The 22,624-nt window shown below is 55.7% G+C and carries 22 protein-coding genes and 2 pseudogenes; 4 read left to right on the top strand and 20 right to left on the bottom strand.

Going from position 1 to position 22,624, the window contains the following annotated elements:
* Positions 1-446: 446 nt before the first annotated feature.
* Together tsaE and alr are read right to left on the bottom strand one after the other, a co-directional pair.
* Positions 447-941, bottom strand: coding sequence for a tRNA (adenosine(37)-N6)-threonylcarbamoyltransferase complex ATPase subunit type 1 TsaE (gene tsaE, locus ET810_RS07155; protein ID WP_087453421.1), 495 nt, complete (start codon positions 939-941; stop codon positions 447-449).
* A gap of 162 nt (positions 942-1,103) precedes the next feature.
* Entirely contained in the window at positions 1,104-2,216 is a 1,113-nt protein-coding gene (gene alr, locus ET810_RS07150) for an alanine racemase (RefSeq protein ID WP_087453420.1), read from the bottom strand.
* 154 nt (positions 2,217-2,370) lie between these two features.
* On the opposite strand from alr, the gene ET810_RS07145 reads away from it, so the two are divergent.
* A complete protein-coding gene (locus ET810_RS07145) occupies positions 2,371-3,213 on the top strand; it encodes a dienelactone hydrolase family protein (protein ID WP_087453419.1) in 843 nt (280 codons plus the stop codon).
* A gap of 48 nt (positions 3,214-3,261) precedes the next feature.
* Here the strand turns inward: ET810_RS07145 and ET810_RS07140 are convergent, their stop codons facing one another.
* The 10 genes and pseudogenes from ET810_RS07140 to eccCa form a co-directional block, all read right to left on the bottom strand.
* Entirely contained in the window at positions 3,262-3,567 is a 306-nt protein-coding gene (locus ET810_RS07140; RefSeq protein ID WP_134316382.1) for a hypothetical protein, read from the bottom strand.
* Positions 3,561-4,722, bottom strand: a pseudogene (locus ET810_RS13190) (hypothetical protein). Before ET810_RS13190 ends, ET810_RS07140 begins: the two are co-directional and overlap by 7 nt.
* A 34-nt stretch (positions 4,723-4,756) precedes the next feature.
* Positions 4,757-5,059 carry a hypothetical protein gene (locus ET810_RS07130; RefSeq protein ID WP_087453418.1) on the bottom strand — a complete coding sequence of 101 codons (303 nt, stop codon included), beginning with the start codon at positions 5,057-5,059 and terminating at the stop codon, positions 4,757-4,759.
* A 71-nt stretch (positions 5,060-5,130) separates the two neighbouring features.
* Positions 5,131-6,474, bottom strand: coding sequence for a phosphoglucosamine mutase (gene glmM / locus ET810_RS07125; protein WP_087453417.1), 1,344 nt, complete (start codon positions 6,472-6,474; stop codon positions 5,131-5,133).
* Positions 6,475-6,683: 209 nt separating this feature from the next.
* Complete coding sequence (gene rpsI / locus ET810_RS07120; RefSeq protein ID WP_087453416.1) at positions 6,684-7,217, bottom strand: 30S ribosomal protein S9; 534 nt, start codon at positions 7,215-7,217, stop codon at positions 6,684-6,686.
* Positions 7,214-7,657, bottom strand: coding sequence for a 50S ribosomal protein L13 (gene rplM / locus ET810_RS07115; protein WP_013910839.1), 444 nt, complete (start codon positions 7,655-7,657; stop codon positions 7,214-7,216). The genes rpsI and rplM overlap by 4 nt, the downstream gene beginning before the upstream one ends.
* A 350-nt stretch (positions 7,658-8,007) precedes the next feature.
* Positions 8,008-8,289, bottom strand: a complete 282-nt coding sequence (locus tag ET810_RS07110; RefSeq protein ID WP_087453415.1) for a WXG100 family type VII secretion target — start codon at positions 8,287-8,289, stop codon at positions 8,008-8,010.
* 46 nt (positions 8,290-8,335) lie between these two features.
* Positions 8,336-8,653 carry a WXG100 family type VII secretion target gene (locus ET810_RS07105; RefSeq protein WP_087453414.1) on the bottom strand — a complete coding sequence of 106 codons (318 nt, stop codon included), beginning with the start codon at positions 8,651-8,653 and terminating at the stop codon, positions 8,336-8,338.
* Positions 8,654-8,810: 157 nt separating this feature from the next.
* Positions 8,811-9,854 (bottom strand): type VII secretion-associated protein, encoded by a 1,044-nt coding sequence (locus tag ET810_RS07100; protein WP_134316381.1) that lies wholly within the window; start codon positions 9,852-9,854, stop codon positions 8,811-8,813.
* A pseudogene (gene eccCa, locus ET810_RS07095) lies at positions 9,847-13,697 on the bottom strand (type VII secretion protein EccCa). The gene ET810_RS07100 and the pseudogene eccCa overlap by 8 nt, the downstream one beginning before the upstream one ends.
* Positions 13,698-13,957: 260 nt before the next feature.
* On the opposite strand from eccCa, the gene ET810_RS12665 reads away from it, so the two are divergent.
* From ET810_RS12665 to mycP, 3 genes are read left to right on the top strand one after another with little or no spacing between them, the layout of a single operon-like run.
* Positions 13,958-14,674, top strand: coding sequence for a ubiquitin family protein (locus ET810_RS12665; protein WP_225870288.1), 717 nt, complete (start codon positions 13,958-13,960; stop codon positions 14,672-14,674).
* Positions 14,574-15,272 carry a type VII secretion integral membrane protein EccD gene (gene eccD / locus ET810_RS12660; protein ID WP_225870290.1) on the top strand — a complete coding sequence of 233 codons (699 nt, stop codon included), beginning with the start codon at positions 14,574-14,576 and terminating at the stop codon, positions 15,270-15,272. Before ET810_RS12665 ends, eccD begins: the two co-directional genes overlap by 101 nt.
* A 2-nt stretch (positions 15,273-15,274) precedes the next feature.
* Complete coding sequence (gene mycP, locus ET810_RS07085; RefSeq protein WP_087453412.1) at positions 15,275-16,471, top strand: type VII secretion-associated serine protease mycosin; 1,197 nt, start codon at positions 15,275-15,277, stop codon at positions 16,469-16,471.
* On the opposite strand, the gene ET810_RS07080 is transcribed toward mycP, so the two are convergent.
* The 8 genes from ET810_RS07080 to rpsM all read right to left on the bottom strand — a co-directional run bounded on the left by ET810_RS07080 (position 16,468) and on the right by rpsM (position 22,613).
* Positions 16,468-16,890 carry a TIGR02611 family protein gene (locus tag ET810_RS07080; RefSeq protein ID WP_087453411.1) on the bottom strand — a complete coding sequence of 141 codons (423 nt, stop codon included), beginning with the start codon at positions 16,888-16,890 and terminating at the stop codon, positions 16,468-16,470. The two genes, mycP and ET810_RS07080, sit on opposite strands and share 4 nt — an antisense overlap.
* A gap of 101 nt (positions 16,891-16,991) precedes the next feature.
* Entirely contained in the window at positions 16,992-18,350 is a 1,359-nt protein-coding gene (gene eccB / locus ET810_RS07075; protein ID WP_404825548.1) for a type VII secretion protein EccB, read from the bottom strand.
* A gap of 59 nt (positions 18,351-18,409) precedes the next feature.
* Positions 18,410-19,285, bottom strand: coding sequence for a tRNA pseudouridine(38-40) synthase TruA (gene truA, locus ET810_RS07070; RefSeq protein ID WP_087453409.1), 876 nt, complete (start codon positions 19,283-19,285; stop codon positions 18,410-18,412).
* Between the two features lie 199 nt (positions 19,286-19,484).
* The gene (gene rplQ, locus ET810_RS07065; protein ID WP_013910828.1) at positions 19,485-19,970 is read right to left on the bottom strand and encodes a 50S ribosomal protein L17; all 486 of its coding nucleotides are present in this window, start codon (positions 19,968-19,970) and stop codon (positions 19,485-19,487) included.
* A 75-nt stretch (positions 19,971-20,045) separates the two neighbouring features.
* On the bottom strand, positions 20,046-21,062 hold the full coding sequence (locus tag ET810_RS07060; RefSeq protein ID WP_013910827.1) for a DNA-directed RNA polymerase subunit alpha: 1,017 nt from the start codon (positions 21,060-21,062) through the stop codon (positions 20,046-20,048).
* Positions 21,063-21,207: 145 nt separating this feature from the next.
* Positions 21,208-21,813, bottom strand: a complete 606-nt coding sequence (gene rpsD, locus ET810_RS07055; protein ID WP_087453408.1) for a 30S ribosomal protein S4 — start codon at positions 21,811-21,813, stop codon at positions 21,208-21,210.
* A 23-nt stretch (positions 21,814-21,836) separates the two neighbouring features.
* Positions 21,837-22,241 carry a 30S ribosomal protein S11 gene (rpsK, locus tag ET810_RS07050; RefSeq protein WP_013241247.1) on the bottom strand — a complete coding sequence of 135 codons (405 nt, stop codon included), beginning with the start codon at positions 22,239-22,241 and terminating at the stop codon, positions 21,837-21,839.
* A 3-nt stretch (positions 22,242-22,244) separates the two neighbouring features.
* Complete coding sequence (gene rpsM / locus ET810_RS07045) at positions 22,245-22,613, bottom strand: 30S ribosomal protein S13 (RefSeq protein WP_013910826.1); 369 nt, start codon at positions 22,611-22,613, stop codon at positions 22,245-22,247.
* Positions 22,614-22,624 lie beyond the last annotated feature (11 nt).

Raw genomic sequence — 22,624 nt, 5'->3', positions numbered from 1 at the left:
GCGTTCATCCCCAGCGCGCACAACAACTGACATAGTTTTCAGGCAGCACAAGAATTTAAGGGATCGTGGGGAAGCCAAAAATTCAAGGGGTCGCTCAAAGCGAGGGCGGTTACCTAAAGGTCAACCATAAGAGGGTTGACCTGCAACGTCAGTGTTCTTGTGCGCGGGGATTCACGCGGATCCGTCATGCCTTGCCAGGCCTCGGATCCTTTCCATGTGCATGGTTTCTGCTCGTGAACAGACAACATTCTTATATGGGTTATCTAAAAACACAATTCCGTCACACTACTTGTCAGCTGCGGCCAGTCGCCTCGGCCTTGCCATAGCTATGGCAACCGGTCAGGTCCTCCCGCTGCGCCGGCACTAAGAATCCAGAAAAATCCGCGTACCTAAAGAAATACCCACACTGAGCTTGCGATACACAGATTAGACAACGGCTGAGTCGATTAGGAAACCACTTTTTCCCATCGGATGATACGAGCCTCCGACTTAGTATTTTCCCGATGCGCGGTGGTGCGGTCGATGGATATCCGCAGGTAGGAATCAGAAATCTGTTCCACAAGCTCGCCGCCCCACTCTGCGACCACCACTGCGTCTTCGAGTTCTGTTTCTAAATCCAGCGAGTCCAATGCGCCGATGGGGTCGGGCGCCCCGGCGGTTTCGTCGATAAGCCTGTACGCATCAACGTGAATGAGCGCGGGGCCTCCCACAAGCGACTTATGTTCGCGCGCGATAACAAAAGTAGGCGAGGTAATACGCCCCTTGACCTGCAATCCTTTGGCTAGACCTTGGGTGAAGGTGGTCTTGCCGGCGCCAAGAGGGCCGTCCAGGATAAGCACATCTCCGGCTTCCAGAGCGGCGCCCAGTTGCTCCGCTAAGGCCTGAGTGTCGGCAGGCAGTTCAAGGCGACGCTCGCCGCTGGAGGGGAAGGAATCTCTCATACTTAGTGTGTCTCCTCTGACAACTAGGAAAACCGACGTGTTTTTCATCCTATATTGCTCACAATCCCAGTTTTAGGGTGGTTTTTGGGGGATTCCGCAGCACTATCATCACAATTTTATTGCACCGTTTCCGCCGCGTTCATCACCGCACTAGTCGCTGGGTCAGTCCCTGTGCTCAAACACTCGCACGGTACGACCGCAAGGACGACAAACCAGTTCATAGTTAATTGTCCCCATCGCCGTGGCAAGCTCCGTTGCCGTCATCCCCGTGGGCCCGAGGATCACTGCCTCATCTCCCTGGGCCACACCGTGGGGATTTTCTCCCAGACTCACCACAATCTGATCCATACACACGCGGCCCACTTGCGGATACCGTCGACCACCAATCGTGACCTCCAAGTGGCCCTGCGCCGAGCGCGGCAAACCATCGGCGTAACCCACCGGCACAACGCAGAGATACCCGCTGTGTTCCGCACGCCACGTGAGATTATAGCTTGTCCCCTCCCCCTCGGCGATTGGCTTTACCACCGTGACCCGTCCAACCCAGGACATTGCCTCACGTAAACCATGAGCTTCCCCCGGAATCGGCTCGTGTCCGTAAAGAGCCAGACCGGGACGAACCATATCAAAATACAAGTCTGGCCGGTTCAGCGTCGCCGGCGAATTAGCAATGTGATTGACGGGCAGCTCCAACCCTAGCGAACGCCCAAGCTCAATCGCCGCAAGAAAAGCCGCCACTTGTTGTTCCGTCTCAGGGGAATCCGACTCATCCGCGCTGGAAAAATGGCTGAACACCCCCGTGACCTGAATGTTCTCCGCATCCCGCAGGGCGCAGAAGGCTTCTTCCCAGTCCTGCTTATCCACGCCAGAGCGGTGCAGCCCGGTATCTACTTTCACGGTCACACGCACCGGCTTCTCGCCATAGCTTTCCGACGCCCGCACCAAGGCCTTAACATGCGCAAGCGAGATGGCAGCCAGATCGATTCTTGCATCAATCGCCGCCCCGAGGTCTTGCTCCGGCGACCAAATCCAGGAAAGAATCGACGATTCTATCCCACCTTCCCTTAGAGCAAGGGCCTCCCTGATGGTCGCTACGCCAAACTGATCCGCACCATTGTCTTCCATAACAGTGGCTACTTCCACCGCGCCATGGTTATACCCATCGGCTTTGACCACGCACATCAACTGCGCACCTTGTGCCGCAGCTTTGTCTTTAATCAGACGCGTGTTGTGTGCGATGGCATCCAAATCGATACGGGCCTCGAGCAAGTTCATGGTGAATCATTGTGCCACTGTTATTTTCCCCACGAATAACGACCACTACTTTTCAGGGATTTTCTCAGCAAGCTCCCCCAAAATGCCTCATCGCAATCTACTGGCGACTCTTCTCACCCATAACACGTACTAATTTCCACTATCCTTGGACAATGTGGCTGATAAATTCTCAAAACATCTAGCAACCCTATCCAAGCGCGGCCGGCATCGCGTTCTCGTTGGCGACCTCGATTACGCAGGTTTACCGGGGAAAATCTACACTCCGGCTGAGGGCAACGGACTTCCCGCCGTTGTGTTTGCCCACGATTGGTTGAAGGATATACCCGTTTACCACGCAACGCTGAGGCATCTTGCCAGCTGGGGTTTTGTCGTAGCAGCACCGAACACGGAAAAGGGTTTCTCACCAAACCACCGTGGTTTTGCTGCGGATATAGAAACAAGCTTGCAGATCCTCACCGGGGTGAAACTCGGGAGCGGCAACATCACGGTAGCTCCTGGCCGCCTCGGATTTGTCGGCCATGGAATGGGAGCAGGTGCGGCTGTTTTGGCGGCAGCCAACCGACCACAGCTGGCTGCAGTGGCAGCCCTGTACCCCTCACAAACCACCCCCTCTGCTGAGGTGGCGGCTCGTGGTGTCGAGGCACCCGGTCTGATCGTGGGGACTGAAGACAACGCGCTCTTCGATTACGGCAACGCGGCTAAACTCGCGGCGCAGTGGAAGGGAGACGTCGCTTATCGCGAAATCGACGGGGCCTCTCATAACACGATCACTGAAGACACCCTGTTTAAACTCGTCACCGGCCAGGGTCGCTCTAAGGCCGCCTCACGTGAAAAAATCCGTGGTCTTGTCACCGGCTTCTTGCTCCACCGCCTTACGCATGAGAACAAGTACTCGGCGTTCTCCCAACCTGAGGCAGAATCCAAGAAGATCACGTCTTATTGGGGTGACGCACTAGAAAAGCGTACTCTTATCTCCGCCGATCCAGAAACAATCTAAAGCCACACTCTGTACATGCAAGAAGCCTCTCATCTAAGAGGCTTCTTTTCATATTCTGCACAGTACGCTTTTCACGCGACCACGCCTTCCTCGGCGAGGAACCTGATCCCGTGGTGAACTCACGGTATCCATCCGATCACTCCGGAATTTTTCCGCCGCACGGGTCTCCCCACGCTGTCTGACTTTCTCCGCAACCTCCTGCGACTTCTTCAATTCGCGTTCAAATTCTTCCATTCGTTTTGCCACGGTTGCGCGAAATTCCTTGGCAAACTCCGCATAATTATTGACAGTAACCTGTCGCTGCCTTTCCGCATTCTCAACGCGTCGTTGAAATTCCTCTTCAGCGTTCACCATGCCCCGGCTTTCTTAATCCCGACTCCCTTATTCCCCTGCGTCACACATTCTTGTTGCTTGGCTATAAATTTCTGCTTATCCACGCCCCTCGGTTCTTCCGCAACAGGCGGAGGCACCTTCGATACTTTCGGCTCTTCCACCTGCGGTCGTGGCGCAGGTTCTGGTACCGGCTCTTCGGTTCTCACTGGAACCGCCTTTTCACCCGCTTCACAAGGAATGCTGTCCAGCCACCCGCAGGCCGCCTCAACCAGCAAGCTCAGTCCTATAAGCGCAACGCCCACCCCAAGTGCCCCTAAAACGCCACACATCCCCTCATGATTTTCCCCACGATCAGGATGCGGTGCTGGTGCCGCTACGTCCAACGCCTGTTCCACGTTTTTCTGTTGCACAAAAGACTGTGGCGCCGTTGGCTCCCGTGGGCATTCTTCCGCAGCCGATGTAGTACCTGTAGCCCCCGCGGTTCCCGCCAGGATGCACTCCGCCTGCGCTATCACCGTTATAGCCTGCCCTCTAGCTGCACCGGCAACCTCCCGAGTGTCTTGCCTTCCGTATTCTTTGCTTAACGACGCCCCCAGCCGCGAGTAGCACGACTCGATAGCTTTGTCCCGGTCTTTGCAAGTTATGGCTATCACCTTGGCGGCGGAGTCTATGCAGTCGGCTCCGGCTTGAACGCAGTAAAGAAAACCGTGTGGGTCTTCCTTTTTGTCTATTGCGGCTATCTGCCCAGCCAGCTTTTCGATGGCCACGGTCAACTAGGACAACACGGTAGCTAGCTATGGTCTTATTCGCATGCGCGTCGACGTCGTCGATAGCGTCCCCAGCGTGGTGAGCCTCCTTTGCGAGATTCTTAGCCCCGCTCAGCCCTCCCAGCCACGTTGAGGCAAGATCCATAATCCCGCTAGCGATGAGTGTCATAGCACATTGCTTCACCACATTGAACAGCACAGACCATAATTTATTCTTGGCAGAAAAGTTAGTTTTCCCCACGGACTCAGCGGCTGCTTCGCGCAGGACCTTAGTGTTAAGCCCCTCTGTGCTCGACGCCGCTTTTTCCATCTCTGAGCTGCTCAACGCTGGCCCAGAATAGGTTCCCTCTGAAACCATTCGCAGCAGGTTAATTGCTCGTTCATACTGCCTAAGATCGGGTTTAGCCATCAGCCCTCCCCTAATATGCGCAAGAATCCCATTGCTATGCCCCGCTGGACTTGAGGCTTGCAGAATGTGTGAGGTCGGCGTCGATAAGCTTCTGCATATCAGACAGCGCTTTAGCGGCTCCCGCATGAAGCCGCTGCAGCCGCATTCCGTTACCGCGATGGAGATTCAGCCGCAACGCCTCAGAAATCTTTTCTCCGTGGTGTGCAAAGGCCTTTCCTAGCGCCTCTGGCTCAAGCTCTGGAGGCTTTCCATGCTTATGCTCTTGGTGATCAAGTTCCCTAATAAACTTTTTAATGATCCCCACTGCGATAGTCGGCTCAATGAACACATCAAACACAAAATCCCCCTCCAAACGTCATCGTGCTTATAAGGCTTAGACCTATGAAAGGGGGTCTGCGGTTCCAACTATTAAATTTTTGACACCAATGCCGCTAATTCACCAGCTATTCGACGCGCCGTCTCTTCCTCAGCAGCTTCCACCATGACGCGGAAAAGCTCTTCCGTGCCTGAGGGGCGCAACAATACGCGCCCGGTCTCCCCGAGTTCGTCGGTAGCACGCTCTAGTGCCGCCGCCACTTCTGGATGTTCACTGATTATGGCTTTGTCAGAAACCGGCACGTTAATGAGTACCTGTGGCAAAACTGCCATTGCCTCGGCAAGCACTTTCAGAGATAGGCCGGTCTCAGCCATACGAGCCATGAGCGCCAACCCGGTCAGCGTGCCATCGCCAGTCGTGCCATGATCTGGCAACACGATATGGCCTGATTGTTCGCCGCCCAGGCTATAGCCGCCAGCATTGAGCTCTTCAAGGACATAGCGGTCGCCAACTTGCGTAGTCATGAGGGTGATGCCGGCTTCTTTCATCGCCAGGCGCAGCCCAAGGTTGCTCATCACGGTAGCCACGAGCGTGGATTTACGCAGCTCACCATTCTCTTTCATCGCAAGCGCGAGAATCGCCATAATCTGATCGCCATCCACAACATTGCCCTCTGCATCAACGGCCAGGCACCGGTCAGCGTCGCCGTCGTGAGCAAGCCCCAGATCCGCGCCACGCTCCCGCACTGCTGCGATGACCTGATCTATGTGGGTAGAACCGCAGTTATCGTTGATGTTATAGGCATTGGGATGGTTGTGGATAGCAATGACCTTGGCACCCGCTGCGGAGTAAGCCAGCGGTGCTACCTCGCTTGCTGCACCATTGGCGCAGTCCACTACTACTGTGATGCCCTCAAGAGATTGCGGGATCGCCCCTTTCAGATGTTTCAGGTAGCTTTCCTGCGCATCCACGGCTTCTTCTATAACGCGACCGATGCCATGCCCGGTGGGGCCACCATCTGAGATGGTCCCCATAACCGTCTCGATCTCGTCTTCCACCGAATCCGGAAGCTTATGTCCGCCTTTGGAAAAGAATTTTATGCCGTTATCCGGCATAGGATTATGGCTGGCAGAGATGACAACGCCCATGTCTGCACCATAAAAATCTGTCAGGTACGCAACTGCTGGGGTCGGCAAGACACCTACCCTCAACACGTCCACTCCCCGGCTCGCCATCCCGGCGGACAACGCTGCCGCCAGCATCTCGCCAGACACACGAGGATCGCGTCCCACCACAGCGACCGGGCGTCGGCTGGTGCTGCGGTTATCTTTGGTCAATACCTCGGCAGCTGCAGCCCCCAATTTCAACGCTAGAGAAGCCGTAAGCTTTTTATTGGCAAGGCCGCGGACACCATCAGTTCCAAAGAGTCGAGTCATGCGTTCTATTATGCACGCCTAGCATTATGTTCTTATAGTCGGCTCCCTGAGCACTGCACAGCGTTTTATGTGGCGTCCCTACTGGCTGCTTAGCCACTTCAATCTATGGCTAGCTGCGCTCCTAGGGCGCGGTGCTGGGGGCAGACACCCGGAAACGGCGAAAGCCGCCCCACCAAACGGTGAAGCGGCTTGAACCAGCGAAAAAAAGATTAACGCTTGGAGTACTGCGGGGCACGACGTGCCTTGTGCAGACCAGCCTTCTTACGCTCGACGGCACGTGCGTCACGGGTCAGGAAGCCAGCCTTCTTCAGGGCTGCGCGATCTGCCGGGTTGTAGACGTTGAGTGCACGAGCGATAGCCAAACGGAATGCACCCGCCTGGCCGGTCGGGCCGCCACCGGTGAGGGTAGCCTGGATATCAAACTGACCGTCGCGATCAATGAGAACGAGAGGAGCCTTGATCAGCTGCTGGTGCAGCTTATTCGGGAAGTACTCCTCCAAGGTGCGGCCGTTGCAGGTGAACTGGCCGGAGCCCTCAACCATGCGGACACGGACGATGGCGCGCTTACGACGACCAACAGTCTGGATCGGGCCTTCGTGCAGAACTGGAGCTGCGGTCTCGACCTCAGCCTCAGGTGCAACGACGTCACCAATGGTGTTGGTGAACTCTTCAGAAGCTGCAACTGCTGCGGCGATATTCGCTGCGTCTGCCTCGAAGTTCTCGGTTACGTTCTGATCACTCACTGGGCCACCTGCTTGATCTCGTAGGTCTCGGGCTTCTGAGCAGCGTATGGGTGCTCGGAACCTGCAAACACGTGAAGCTTCTTTGCAGAAGCACGGGAAAGACGGTTGTGCGGCATCATGCCACGGATGGATTCCTCGATCACGCGCTCTGGGTGAACCTCAAGGGAGCGTCCCAGCGTCATGGTCTTCAGACCACCCGGGTAACCGGAGTGACGGTAGCGCATCTCGCGCTCGCGCTTGTTGGAGGAAATGTGAACTTTGTCAGCGTTGATAACGATAACGTGATCGCCGCAGTCAACGTTCGGTGCGAACTGAGGCTTGCCCTTGCCACGCAACAAATCAGCTGCGTGTGTAGCAAGACGACCCAAGACCACGTCAGTGGCGTCGATGACGTACCACTTACGGGTGATGTCACCGCTCTTCGGGTGGTAAGTAGACACTGATGACTCCTTTTAAGTCTGTCTAGAACTGCCAGCCAGGTGTTATTCAAGAGGAAATCACGAACGGCGGCCGGTGGTGACCCGATCGTGGACTGCTGCACCGCGTTAACGGAGCTCTGAACACACAGGCGCTTAACATTACGCGAACTGTGAGCGTTAGACAACTTTATTACGTCATAGAAAAAAGGGGGCATACGACGGTCGCATAGTGTCGTATGCCCCCAGCTCAACAATGGCGGGGAGAAGCGCCCATTCTTCCAACCCCTACTCGTCACAGCCTGCCTTGGTTTTCTTTGTGACCAGCTACGGGCTCCGCCATCGACGCTTAATCGCGGATTATCTCCACCGGACTATCCCCACGAAGCAGCTGCGGCTCTATTTACTTCGCTCATTCTCTCATTTCCAGCTCGAACTGTCTGCGAAATCGTAGACAAAATTGCGTTGAGTTCATACGCCGCCTGACCCCATTGGGATTGGGCCTCTTGATATGCCAAAGCGGAATCGCCTTCCCATGTGCTTACCATCGGACGAATACCGGTCTTGAGGTCTTCAAGTAACGAGCTAATCCGGCCCGACGTAGATTGGATATCCCCCGCTGCGCCTTCAATGGCAGCAAATCCATACTTAATCATGTATATCGTTTCCTTGTTTCAGGGTTTCAGCAGATAACTAAGCGTTTTATAGAGCAAGCCCCTGCGCCCCCACGGAGGCAAAAGCTGCTTTGTTATCGGTCTCTGTTTGATCGAACGAAGCCGCATTACTACGAATGTTGTCTGAAATAGATTGCAGCGCCATACGCAGCTTGCCTGCCGACGCGTCCCACCTCTGCATTAAGTTGTCAAAACTTACCTGAGCAGACCCTGCCCAAGAACCCCGGATCCCATCGATGATTTCACGCAGTCGAGCAAGCTCCGATTGCACCTCGGCATTAGTGTTATCGACGCGACCGGCAGTAGCCATCATCACGTCAGCTTCCGTTCTAAACTGACCGGACATAATCCCTCCCCCATAAATTGTGTGTATTTTCTTCCCCTAAGCGGGGTCCCTATCGGCTGCTATGTCAGCCTTGATCTTTAGACGTAACGTCACGCCTTTTTGGTTCCCGCTGTTCCCTTTTTCTTCTGTGCCTCAGCTTCTCTCCCTCACCCCAGCGTCAGGAGCTACGCACTGACACGCTTTCTACTGCCTTACGGCATACTGCGCGCTGAGGAATAGTGGACGACATCCGCTTACTGTGGCACCCAACGGAATACACATGTCCGTTATCTACCCAAGACCACCAATGCGCATAGGGTCCATCCCCGGGACGTTCTTCATAGGAGACCAGGCGGGTTGGCTTAGTTATTCCCAGAGTTTGCCCATTAGTCAGCGTGGGATCGTGAGTGATCATTGCATCTAGCTCCGCATAGACAGCCTCCACGTCGGTTGAGCCCACGGGGTCTATAGACAAGAGGATCCGAAGTTCCGGGTCATCACCGGTCGCTATAACCATTCCGCTCGTTCCTTCTTTTTCCGCCAAATGGTAGCTACTAGGTAAAAGCACTTGGATACGAGCATGGTGCAAAACCACATCATTGTTGAGAGATGCAGCGACACTCGTCGTTGGCGCTGGTCTCGCCTCAGAATGGGCATCCGGTGCGTTCCTCAGCTCTTGGTCCCCCACGCTTTGCACCGGTGCTACTCCAATAGATGGAGTTGTAAGCCCTTTTCCCATCGCCCACCACGAAACCCCAGCCACGGCTATAACAAGCACCACGAGTAGACCGTGAAAAGGATGCAGCTTCTCCGCGAGTGCGATGCGACTAAAGGACGAGGTTTTCGCCCGGATAGCTTTTCTCCGCACATCGCGTACTTCGTTGTCCGGTTGAGGTTCCCACGCACGCTCACTGTGATCGCTTTTTGTGGGCTCAGTTTTTGTATAAGAAACCTCCCTAGCCGATGCTGCTTCCACCGATACTCCGTGTTCCAACAACTGCTCGGTAAGAATCTCTTTTACCGTTGTTTCCGCAATAATGTGGATTGTTACTGCAGGCCACTGAGGCAACAACTGCTCAGCTGCTTGTTCGATGATTTTGTCAAGAGCCCATCCCTCTACAATCCCGGCACTCGTGAGGTCGTAACGGAACGCATCTTCTGTCCCCTCAAAGACCGTTGCTGTGTCCAAGACAGTGATCACCAGATCATATGGCTTATTCATGGTCTTCTCCTCCGGAGTCACCCACCACTGCGCATTCAGCTTCCTGTGGGCTGTCTTCCTGAGCAGTCAAGCGAGTGTCTGCAACAGCTACCTGGAAAATTCCCTTATTGCTACCGCGTTCCACCAAAATTCCGCGGCCCGGAGGCTGCTGGCTAGGGCGTATCCCCCATAGAGGTCCGTCGTCTCTGTCGCCGTCGAGGATGAGAACCGTAGGTTGTTGATCCCTTATTTCCGCGAAAAATGGCTGATACAGGGCGCGCTGCATACCCCCAATTTTTCTGCAGGCCACCACGTGCAAACCAATGTCTTTTGAGTGCGGAAGAAGCTCAACCAGCGGGTACAGGCAACCGTCGGGAAGGATGTCGAGATCGTCGATAAGCAAAAATATGTCCGGACCGCACCACCAGGAACGGTTTTTTAGTTGCTCCGCAGTCACATCCGAACCGGGCAGACGCGAACGAAGAGTCACAATCACATCGCCGATCATGCTTTCTGTGGTCTGGGATGTCGCAGAATACGCTGCAAGCATGTCCTCTTGTACCGCCCCAAGGTGGGCCCGACGGTGATCAATCATCACAATACGAGCGTTGTCCGCCCCCATAGCTTCGATGCCTTTGACGATCGTGTGTATCACTGTGCTCTTCCCACAGCCTTGACTTCCTACGCACAGCAGATGGCTCGAATGCTGGGGATTCCACGTCAGTGGAGTGAGCTTCTTACCTCCTAGACCAAAAGGAATTTCCTGCTTTTCGACGCCCACCGTCAGCTCCGAAACTCCTACCCAGGAGGGGAGCATCTTGAGTGTGGGTACGGCGCTATCTCCCCTATCTGTGCAGGTGGATGCTGCTTGTTCTAGGTCTGCCGGTGTGGATAGAGCAAAGAGTATGTGCTCCTTATCTGTATTCAGGCCCCGGCCTGCAGCAAGTGGAAGTTTGCTCTGTGCTTTTCTATCGATGAGCGAATCCAAAGGCTCTGCCAACTTGAACTCAATTCTCTGCGATATCAGGTCCCGGATCTCCGGGCGCAGCGCAGTCCACCGCGGGGTTGAGATCACCAGATGGACATGTGCGGCTAGCCCGTCGGAGGCGATACGAGCAAGAGGTTCAAGCAGATCGTCAAAGGCTTGTCCCATCACATGCCATCCATCGACGATAAGAAAGGTTTGGCGTTCTTCAGGAGAATCCATGAAGGATACGACCTCATCTACGATTCTTCGCACTTTTTCTGCCTCGGTACGGTGCGCAACCCCAGCTACGTGCGGCAATGCTGACGTTGAAGCAAGGCCCGTCCCAGCGAGGTCCAAGACATAAAACCGAAGGGTGCGCGTCGAATGCGAGATAGCCAGCGATGCCATGATCGTGCGCAACGCACTACTTTTCCCGGTCTGCGGCCCACCACATAGTGCGGCATGTCCGCTTTGCCCAAGGAAATTCATGATCAACGGGTCTTGACGTTGCAGATATGGACGATCGACAATGCCGACCGATGCAACTAAAAAGTCCTGGTTGTACTCCAAAGGATTGAGGCTTATGGATTTTGGGAGTGGTGGGAGCCATATGTGATGCGCTTGTAATTGTTCCTGCGCTGCAGCTTGCACACTGGCCGAGACGATGGCGTCGACAAGCGTTTTCTCTTGCGAGTCAGATTTCTGTTCTGCTTGTCCTGATTGTTGTCCGGAATCTTCCCACCCAGTCCACAGTCGCACTGAAGGTCCCCTAGTGTGTTCGACGTTAAGGTTCTGCATGGGGCCTGACACATAGGATGCCCTGAAGCGTTGCAGCGAGCCCGCACCAGTAGAAAGGAACCCCACACCTGGTTGATTGGGTAGCTCGTAGGCATCAGGAACTCCCAATATCTGGCGGGATTCTGCAGCAGAAAATGTCTTGAGGCCGATGCGGTAACTCAGAGGTGAATCCAGTCCGCGTAACCTTCCCTCGTCAAGCCGTTGACTAGCGAGCAGGAGGTGTATATGCAAAGAACGTCCCAGGCGTCCCACTGCCACAAAAAGGTCGGCAAAGTCGGGGTGCTGACCCAGTAGTTCCGAGAACTCATCGACGATGATGAGCAGCGCTGGCATGGGAGCTAACTCTGGTCGATGTTGCCTCGCTGCAGTGTATTCACTGACGTTGCTAAAGTTTCCGGCTTGTCGCAGCACCTCTTGGCGTCGATTCATCTCCCCCGAGATCGCATCATGCATACGTTCCACAAGCACAGTTTCCTGAGCCAAGTTAGTGATTACTGCAGAGGTGTGCGGTAATCGGTCTAGTCCTAAAAAGGTGGCACCACCTTTAAAATCCACAAGCACAAAATTAAGATCTTCCGGGCTATGGGTTGCGGCAAGGCCCACGACCAGCGTCCTCAAGAGCTCTGATTTTCCGCTACCTGTGGATCCCAGGCACAGGCCATGAGGCCCCATTCCACCGTGCGCAGATTCCTTAATATCAAGCACCACGGGTTTCCCCGATGCGTTGAGGCCAAAAGGAATACTCAGCCGCCCATTCTTTAGCCCTCCGGTTTCCGACGTCTCCACAAAGAGCCCACATCAAGCTGTCCGGCGGCACCGCGAAGTCCCAAGAGCGCACGCAAGTCAGAGGAAGCCGTACTTTCGGACTCCGCCCGTCTATATCTGGTCAGGAGTCTTGCAAGGAGCAACGCCGCGCTACTGCTCAAGGTTTCAGGAATACCGATCTCCTCGACACCCATTTCTGTGATTACTCCGAGGCTCGAACCTGCCTGCAGCACGATTCCTTCTTCTTCAGCTCGCAGACCTAGATCTGAATCTGGGTCTGCACCGATAGCAATAATCACGTCCCAGCGGCTAACATCAGGTGCGCCTATTTCGTGGCTCCCCTTACCCATGCAATCCACAATGGCGATCCGATGCTGCGCGCTTTGTGGTGTTCGGCAATGCGGAAACCATTTAATGAAAGTCCAATCGTCATCAGAACCCGAGCCACCCTTCACTGCGGTATTCCCTACGATGAGATCTATGCCCACGGCTTCCGGACCATGGTGAAAGCACAGCTGCGCGACGATAGCACGGGCTAAACCGCGCGCATCCTCTCCTAGAATATTGATAACCCGAAACGCCTGTAGCTGCATAATCAGTGGCATATCGTGGACAGAGCTCAAAGCCTGAACCGTCGAGCGTAGCGATACCGCACATACCGGATCCAAATCTTCTGCCGCACCCGAATCCGGCACCTCAAACGGAGTGCATAACGCGGTGCTTCCTGCGCCAATGCGCACTTCTAAAGCATCTGAGGCGTCCCCTAACCGCTCCCACATCCGCTCGGTTCCTGCCATCGGCCACAGCTCATGTGACGAAGGATGCCGGTATAGCTCATGTGCGCGCTGTGCATCAGCATTTTCCACTGCTTTTTCACGCAAAGCCACCAGGTATCGTAGATATGTCCTGAGCATCTCCGCTGTGTCTTCTCCCGGCGCGGGAGAAAACGTCATGAGCAAAGACATCCCCATCATGAGCGGCAGCGTGAGCATCATTGGCTTTAATGCGCCACCTGAAATCACCAGTAGTCCGACCATCGCGATGACCGCAACCACCATTGCTAGCGGCATGAGCATCTTGAGCAACGGCACAGGTTGTGCACGCGCGGCTTCTGGAACAGCCTCCGGCTTTAGGTTTCCTACTGGAAGCGGTGGCGCGGGTAGCCGTTCATCTGCACTGAGCTGTGGAATTATCCCGTGATCAACCTGTTTGCTGAACGCATTCTCCTGCGGTAATGCAGGCGCACAAGAGGATTCTTCCTTGGCCAAAACCTGCTGTTCAACGATGTGTACACCATCGTTTTCCTGGATAGTCGATACAGCGGTACGCACCATTTCCCCCCCTTGTGTGCTCGCGGAAAAGTCACTTCCCCGATTCCCCTTTGCGGCCCCACCCGAAGTTCCCCCTTGGGCTAGACACTGAAGCGATCATAAGTCAGGATGGACGGTACTTGGTAGGGGGTACCAACAAAGAGAGGGGATTTCTTTTGATAGATTAAGATATTCGGCTTCATTTCCGCATTGCGACGTCTGGATATAGCACGCCAGCTGTTTCCTGCGTTAACGTAGATATTTCTGTCCCGCGGTCTTCTGCGTTGGTAGAGGTCATCCCGGATATTTTGTCGCTCGCAGGAGTAGATGCTGGGACTACGCCGTGGCAATCCATCACGGCTTCTGGAGTGCGTATCGACGCCTCCACGCCCCTTCACGCTACGAGCCTTCCCGATGGTGCTGTTGTACTTCTGCGCCCGCACCGAGCGTCGAAAGCCCCTGTTGTGCGTGATTCTGCGGAAACCCTCGCACAGAGCAGCAAAGACTCTATTCCTCCACGCGGTATCGCTATCGCCACAGAGGCCTTGGGGATGATGGGTTGTGCTTTTCTCATCATGCGCATGGATGCACTCGGCCCACCCGAATTCCGCTGGTTGATCCTATGCGGTCTAGCCATGCTTGCTTATGTATGGACCCGCAACGCCTTGGTGTTAACAGCATTCGCCAGTTTTTGTGCCTGCGCGGCAGGTTCTTTTGTTGTGTCTTTCTCAGTGTCGGAGGCGAGCGCATCTGACATTGCGGCAGCGGTCTTAGCAGCCGATGTAGCTCTTATAACTGGTTCGCTCTCGCTGCATGTGCTTGCTTCTCGACGCCCCTCCCACACCGCCACGACCTCAGACGAAAAGCCGACCAACCGCTTACGTCCGTCCACTCAGCGCGATCATTTCTTTTGCGCTATCGACTTCTCCCATAGCTGCTGCTGGCTGGCTCTACCAATTTCCAGAATCACAACCACACGGTTGGTTTTTAGGCGCAGCTAGCGCAGTAGTTGCCTGTGCACTTACTGCGATAATCCTGGCACCAACTGTGGCAGTCAAGTTAGCTGGCGTTGAAGTCCCACGCCTTCCTAGCGCTGGTGAAGACCTGAGCATCGCAGATTCGCAGGCTTCATCTCTCCGACTGGAATACCAGGCCAGAAAGTCCCTGTTGTTGCTGGAAGGCATAGTGATGGGAGCGTCGGCAAGCGCTACCCCAGCGCTATTGACTATTGGTTATTTAGCGCACGGCAACGGATTCGCCTTCCTATTCTGCGTGTGCGTCATTGTCATTATCTGCACAGCAGCGCATTCGCATCGCCATGCGACCGGTGTGTCGGTGTGGATGCTGTGGATGATCTCTCTCGGCGGAATTATCGGGTTGTCTCTAGCTACGGATGTTTCCATTCAGTGGCTGGTGATCGTTCCTTTATCCATCTCACTGTGTGCTCTCACGGCTTCCATCTGGGCCAAACTGCTGCCCCGTTTTACACCTGTTACTGCATTATGGATCGGCAGATGCGAAGCTTTGGCCCTTGCCGCGGTGTTTCCGTTATCGTGCCAACTCATGGGGGTCTTTTCCCTGATCCGGGGGTTGGGATAACTATGCACACGCTTCGGTTTCCCAGGTTTGTTTTCGCCCTGGTGCTCATTGTTCTTTGCATCGTTTTCTGCCCGCTGGCTTACGGTCAAGAGCGATCGTGTGCCCAAGCCGCTCACGCTTCGACAGAAAATGTCCAAAGGCAAGCAGCCGCCTCTCAGAAGTTTCGCCGGGCCCACCGTCACGCCACCGGCGCTGGCATTCGAGTCGCGATAATCGATACCGGTGTCGCTCCCCATTCGCGTCTTGGTCTGGTAGAAGACGCGGGTAGCTTTGTCAACGACGGCACACGTCGCGGCGGCCTTTATGACTGCGACGCCCACGGCACAACTGTTGCTGGAATCATTGCGGCCCGCGACGGCCCCGACGGCGTGGTAGGGGTAGCTCCTGCTGCAACGATCATCTCTATCAAGCAGACCAGTGCGTGGCAGGAATACTCGGCTCGCGCAGTTCCTGCGGGAAATCTCTCTACGCTGGCCCAAAGCATCCATGCGGCCATCGACCACGGCGCACACGTGATTAACATCTCCGTGGTGTCGTGTGTGCGTCACGGCACCCTCGTAGAACTTTCTGAGCTCCACGCGGCCCTCGACCGCGCTGAAAAGTCAAACGTCGTTGTGGTTTCCGCCGCCGGTAATGCCGGTTCTTCCTCATGTGAACCCGGCGATCACGTCTACCCGACCCATGTGGATACGGTTCTGGCTGTTTCTGCGCTCAACAGCGATGGACTTCCTACGCAGTATTCCTTGCCTGCTCCGCATCCGATGCTCAGCGCCCCGGGTAATGTCGCAGCAGCGTTATCGCACGAGGGTGCTGCGCTATCCCAGGGGACGCACAAAGATAGAAATATTGTGCCATTTGAGGGAACAAGCTTTGCTGCTCCTATTGTTGCGGGCACCGCCGCGTTGCTTCGGGAACGCTACCCACAAGCCACTGCTGCCGATATTAGGGCATTGCTGTATCACAGCGTTGATCCCATGACCGGAGCTGTCGATCCTGAGCTAGCTCTTACTCAGGTTTTTCCACGGCCTCCGCCACAGCCGCACCCATCGCTCGTGACAGTGTCACAGCCAAGCCGATACGGAGCACACGGGCGGATGATCGCTGCCGTGGTGACGTCGTTACTGCTTATAACGCTTACTGCCACAATGCTGTTGCTTTCGGGTACGCATCCGCATTCTGAGCAAGATTCAGCAAATTAGCCGAGCAGCATACGCACTATGGGGTCTAAAAATGGCACGAACCCCAATTTCCATAGCAACAGAACAATTGCAATTCCGGCGACCCAAGCAGCCGCAATAGTGCCGGCGATCAGGGAGTAGCGCGTCTTTTTAGGCTGCACGTGGTACCAGGAGAAGAAGCGATCATAAAGCCTCACTCCCCACGCCAAAAGACCGCTTGCCCAGTGGAGCTCCAGAGACAAGATCCCGATTCCCACAAACACCGTAAGCCATCCAGGCCCAGGGAATGGGATGGTAATAATCCCCACAATGACAACCAGCCATCCCAGGATGAGAACGGTCGGACGTACAAGGAATCCCAAACGGTGGCGTTTGAGGTTCTCATGGTGTTGATTGATTTGAGCAAGCTTGTCCGCAACTGCGTCACGCATCGAGCTCATGCGCGTTCCTTTCCTCTTGCGGGCATGGTGATAAAAAAGACGTGTGCGTGGTCCTCCGAAGTTCTTCGAGATTCTTCAGACTCGAAGAGAAAGTCTACACACTAGTAGAGCGGTGTTAATGCCGCTTCCTTGCTCAGCTCAGTTCCTGATGGCAGCAAGCGAAGCAGAAACCATGACGCACGCCATACCTTATGAATACCCACATGGTCTAAAACTGCATTATGCGCCAGCTGATGTCTCAGCCCATGTTCGGAAATCAGATGCACTCCCGCACCTGTTTCTACAGCTACAGTCCCTCCGCTGCCCGCAAAGTGAGTCGCCACAGATTCTCCGGAAAGCTCGACTGCAGATGCAGACGCCGTAGCGGAACTGGCGAGGCCCACGGATGTGCTCGATTCCATATCTGCGTGGGCAAAGGACACCGATATGCACGTGTCTGCCTTACGCGGATCTTGCCAACGCAATGGCTTTTCGGGCAGCGCTACCTGAAGGTCTATGTCGGGCAGTGCTGTCATCTCTGTTCGCGGGACAGCTTTGAGCCCCCAACCCATATCTGTGAGAACGTCCTTTTGTAAAGGACTAATGTGCACAACCCCCGAGTCGTTCTTCAGCCAGTATTCGCCGTCGGCTACAAAAAGTTCCAGATTCCCCACGGGGAGGTGGAACTGGGGTGACTCTGGAACAATCGCCAACACATCTGCCGCAGGATTCCACCGTGGCGTCGTAAAGTCGATGCCGAGTCTCCGTCGGATGCTCCTGCCCTCGGGCGACTCAGCTGGGGGCAGGAGCCTCCTGGTTGTAGCGGTGACCACCACGCCACCTGCCAGGCTCGTGGTCAAAAGGGCTTCGTTGTCCCCTAGCTGTGGTGCTTGGTCGAAAGTTGTGTCGTGGTTGATCAGGAATGTCGTCCGTGGGGAATTCGGCTCGGCGGGTGCTCCCATGGAGGTACAAACTTGCCAGAGAGGTTCTTCCTTGGGGGCTTCGCTGAAGATGCTGGGTGCATCTGCGATTCCGATGGGAACTGCTATGCGTTTCGTTCTTAGTACAGAGTCGCCAACTTTTACCGGCGTGGATGCTTCCTCCACGGCAAGCTGGGCGGAGGTCAGATTAGTCACCGGGTGGAGTTGTTCTCCGACACGCACAAAGAGGTCTCCTCGTTGCGAGGAGAGGATGCGTGCGTCACCGGGATCAGGATTCGGGCTAAAGAGTGCTAAAGCACCTGCACCTAGTGAGACAAGGCTAACCGCGCTGAGGCCAAAGGCCAGGGCGCGGCGCAGTCTTCCTAGCGGGTCGTGGATCATGCGGACGTCGCCAAGCAAAAGCCCTAGCTCTATGCGTCGAACAAGGAACCTATGGCCTGAGACTTGCGCCTTTGTCGCAGGGGCGATGCCTCTGCGTTGGGCTGCGTTCTCGTGGGGAATTCCTGTTGTTGTATCCATGGCATCCGTCCTCATGCGCATAGGGAATTGGCTCGACAGCCCCGTGGAAAGGGCCATCTAGTTAGACGGATGCGGGTGGCTTAGCGGTTCCCTGATATGTCGTCAGCGGTGCGCACTGCACGGGTGATGTCTGCGCGGGCCAGCAATTCGCTGTCTGCGGGGTAATCCACGCCCACCAGGCTTAGCCCTTTGGCTGGCGCAACGGGGACGCGGGAGGAACGGGAGGTTTCAGTGAGCAAAGAATCAGCGAATCCTTCCGGCCGTTTCCCCTCTCCGATGACTAGACAGCTACCAACGAGCGACCTGACCATGGACCAACAAAAGGCGTCCGCCGTAACGTGGGCTTCATAGAGTTGTGGTTCCAGCGGAGTGGAGACGTCGTGCCATGTGAATTCTTGCAGGTCACGAATCGTCGTTGCGCCTTCTCGGAACTTGCAAAAGGCCGCGAAGTCATGCAGGCCGATAAGGACGTCTGCGGCTGCTTGCATCGCATTCATGTCGATCTGTTTCGGCCAGTGCGCTGTGTCTGTTGCGCGAGTAGGAAGAGCACCTCGCGGATGGGTGGTCAGTCGGTAGACGTAGTGGCGTCGTAAAGCAGAAAAGCGCGCGTCGAATCCTTCCGGGGCTCGCGTACACGCATGGACTCGCACGTCCTCGGGCAGCAGGCGCGCTAGGCGTCGTACCAGGTTGCGCGGGTCGCCGTCGATGCTGCGAGTGTCCAGCGCGGCCTCCGGAACATCAAAGTGCGCCACTTGCCCCGCAGCATGGACTCCGGCATCAGTGCGGCCAGCCACCGTCAGTTGAATCGGATGTCTCAGAATAAGCTCAAGCGAATCCTCAAGCACTCGTTGCACCGTGCGCAGCTGGGAGGTTCCCTGACGAGCCCACCCATGAAAATGGGTGCCGTCATAAGCCAGATCGAGGCGAATACGCACAGTTGGCTGGTTGGTCTCCATATTTGTTCTTCCTCCACGAAGCAGCGCTGGATTGCTTTTCGACGCCTCAACCCCACACGCTCTCTCAGCGCGAGGTCAAGCGCATTCTAATGTAACAAAGGGCACGCCTACGACTTCTATGCCCTATAGCAAAACGTCCCCCATCTGCTCTTATCAGCGATGAGGGACGTTTTATGTCCAGGCGTTAAAGCCTTAAAGACTACTTCTCTTCTGCAGCCTCGTCGGTGGAGGTCTCTGCAGCGGTCTCCTCGACTGCTGGCTCCTCTACCTTCTCAGCTTCCTTGGAAGCAGCTGCGCGGGTTGCGCGGCTTGCCTCTGCAGAAACAGTCTCCTCAAGAACGAGGGAGATCTGGCTCATAGGAGCGTTGTCACCCTTGCGGTTCTCGAGCTTGATGATGCGGGTGTAGCCACCCTCGCGGTTCTCGAACTTCGGAGCCAACTCGTTGAACAGATGTGCAACGACGTCCTTGTTCGGAACGAGCTTGAGCACGTTGCGACGATCCGCAACAGAGCCGCTCTTAGCCTTGGTGATCAGCTTCTCTGCGTAAGGACGCAGGAGCTTAGCCTTAGCATCGGTGGTCTTGATAGCGCCGTGCTCGAAAAGCTGTGCCGCAAGGTTCGACAGAATGTGCTTCTGGTGGCTTGCGGAACCGCCGAGACGGGCGCCCTTCTTAGGGGTAGGCATTGTGTACTCCTCGTGTACAAGTTTTATTGAGCGCTTGGGACCGTGGTCGCAATGACCAGGCCCCTAATGGGCTTCTTACTCGGAATCTTCCAGATCCGTGTCCACGTAGTCGCCGGTAGCGGCGTCGTAGCCCTCGAGTTGGGTGGGATCAAAGTCCTCAGGAGAGTCCTTCAGGAACAGGCCCAAGCCAGCGAGCTTGATCTTGACTTCGTTGATCGACTTCTGACCAAAGTTACGGATATCCAGCAAGTCCGACTCGGTGCACTCTGCGAGCTCACCAACGGTGTGGATCTCCTGACGCTTCAGGCAGTTGTAGGAACGAACGGAGAAGTTCAGGTCCTCGATCGGCATGCTGTAAGCAGCGATGTACTCGGTCTCTTGCGGAGAAGGACCGATCTCGATGCCCTCAGCGGCGGTGTTCAGCTCGCGTGCGAGGCCGAACAGCTCAACCAAAGTCTTGCCAGCAGACGCAAGAGCGTCACTCGGAGCAATAGAGTTCTTGGTCTCAACATCGATGATGAGCTTGTCAAAGTCGGTGCGCTGCTCAACACGAGTAGCTTCGACCTTGTAGCTCACCTTGAGCACCGGGGAGTAGATCTGGTCAACAGGGATGCGACCAATCTCGTTGGTGCCTGCGTAGAGAGAAGCCGGGACGTAGCCGCGACCGCGCTCGACGATCATCTCGATATCAAGACGGCCCTGCTCATTCAGAGTAGCAATGTGCAGATCCGGGTTGTGGATCTCCACACCTGCTGGTGGCTCAATGTCGCCAGCGGATACAACGCCAGCGCCTTCCTTGCGGAGGTACATGACAACCGGCTCGTCAGAGTCGGAAGACAGAACCAGACCCTTGATGTTCAGGATGATGTCAGAGACATCTTCTTTCACACCGTTGATCGTGGTGAACTCGTGAAGAACACCATCGATCTTCACGCTGGTCACTGCAGCGCCCGGGATGGACGAAAGCAGGGTACGACGCAGCGAGTTACCAAGGGTGTAACCGAAACCCGGCTCAAGCGGTTCGATAACGAAGCGCGAACGAGCGGAATCAACGTATTCCTCGGTGAGGGTGGGGCGCTGAGAAATGAGCATTTAAGAACTCTCCTGTGAGTGACGACCGCTATTTGACGTCTATAGGCGGAAAGGATGAAAGGACTTAAAGAAGATTCCAGATTCCTGTCGCGTCTTGCCCCGCGGCCTCCACAGCATGGAAGCCACAAAGCAGGAGAACAGAAAATTACTTCGAGTAGAACTCGACGATGAGCTGCTCTTGCAGCGGAACGTCGATCTGAGCGCGCTCTGGCAACTGGTGCACGAGAATGCGCAGGGTGGACGGAACGACCTGCAGCCATGCTGGCACAACTGCGTCGAGGAGGTTCTCCTGAGCCTCTTCGAACCAGATCATCTTACGAGACTTCTCGCGAGCATCGATGATGTCGTACTGAGAAACCTTGTAGGAAGGAACGTTAATCTTCTTGCCGTTCACAGTGAAGTGTCCGTGGGAAACGAGCTGACGTGCCTGGCGGCGCGTACGTGCGAGACCTGCGCGGTACACAACGTTGTCGAGGCGAGCCTCAAGCAGGATGACCAGGTTGTCACCGGTCTTGCCTGGGAGGCGGTTAGCCTCTGCGTAGTAGCGACGGAACTGCTTCTCCATAACACCGTAGGTGAAGCGAGCCTTCTGCTTCTCCTGCAGCTGAAGCAGGTACTCAGACTCTTTGATGCGTGCGCGGCCAGCCTGTCCCGGAGGGTAGGGGCGACGCTCGAATGCCATGTCTCCGCCGACGAGGTCGACGCGGAGGCGGCGGGACTTACGGGTTGCTGGGCCGGTATAACGAGCCATTGTAAGTTACCTTTCCTTTCCTATTAAACGCGACGACGCTTCGGTGGGCGGCAGCCGTTGAACGGCTGAGGGGTGACGTCGGAGATGGAGGTCACCTCAAGGCCGGCAGCCTGAAGAGAGCGGATAGCGGTTTCGCGGCCCGAACCTGGGCCCTTGACGAATACATCAACCTTCTTCATGCCGTGGTCCATTGCCTTACGAGCAGCGTTCTCAGCAGCAAGCTGAGCTGCGAACGGAGTGGACTTACGGGAACCCTTGAATCCGACGTGGCCGGAGGATGCCCATGCGATGACAGCACCGGACGGATCCGTGATGGAAACGATGGTGTTGTTGAAGGTGGACTTGATGTATGCGTGGCCCTGAGCCACGTTCTTTTTAACTACACGACGACCAGTGCGGCGAGCCGTGCTGCGAGTCTTAGGAGGCATGAATTACTTCTTCTTTCCGGCGATCGTCTTCTTCGGACCCTTACGCGTACGTGCGTTGGTCTTGGTGCGCTGGCCACGGACGGGCAGGCCACGACGGTGGCGCAGACCCTGGTAGCAGCCGATTTCGATCTTGCGACGAATGTCGGCCTGAACCTGGCGGCGGAGGTCACCCTCAACCTTCCAAGTTGCTTCAATGACGTCACGAAGAGCAGAAACCTGCTCGTCAGTAAGGTTGTCAGTGCGCAGGTCCGGGGAGATGCCGGTCTCCTTGAGCAGCTGGGCGGCACGGGCAGGGCCGATACCGTAGATGTAAGTGAGTGCAACCTCCATGCGCTTGTTGCGCGGAAGGTCAACTCCAGCTAGACGTGCCATAAGGGCAGTAC

Origin of the sequence: Corynebacterium silvaticum, from assembly GCF_004382825.2 — a bacterium.
GTDB lineage: Bacteria > Actinomycetota > Actinomycetes > Mycobacteriales > Mycobacteriaceae > Corynebacterium > Corynebacterium silvaticum.
The sequence above is the reverse complement of the archived record's forward strand: the minus strand, read 5'-3'. Positions and strand labels throughout refer to the sequence as shown.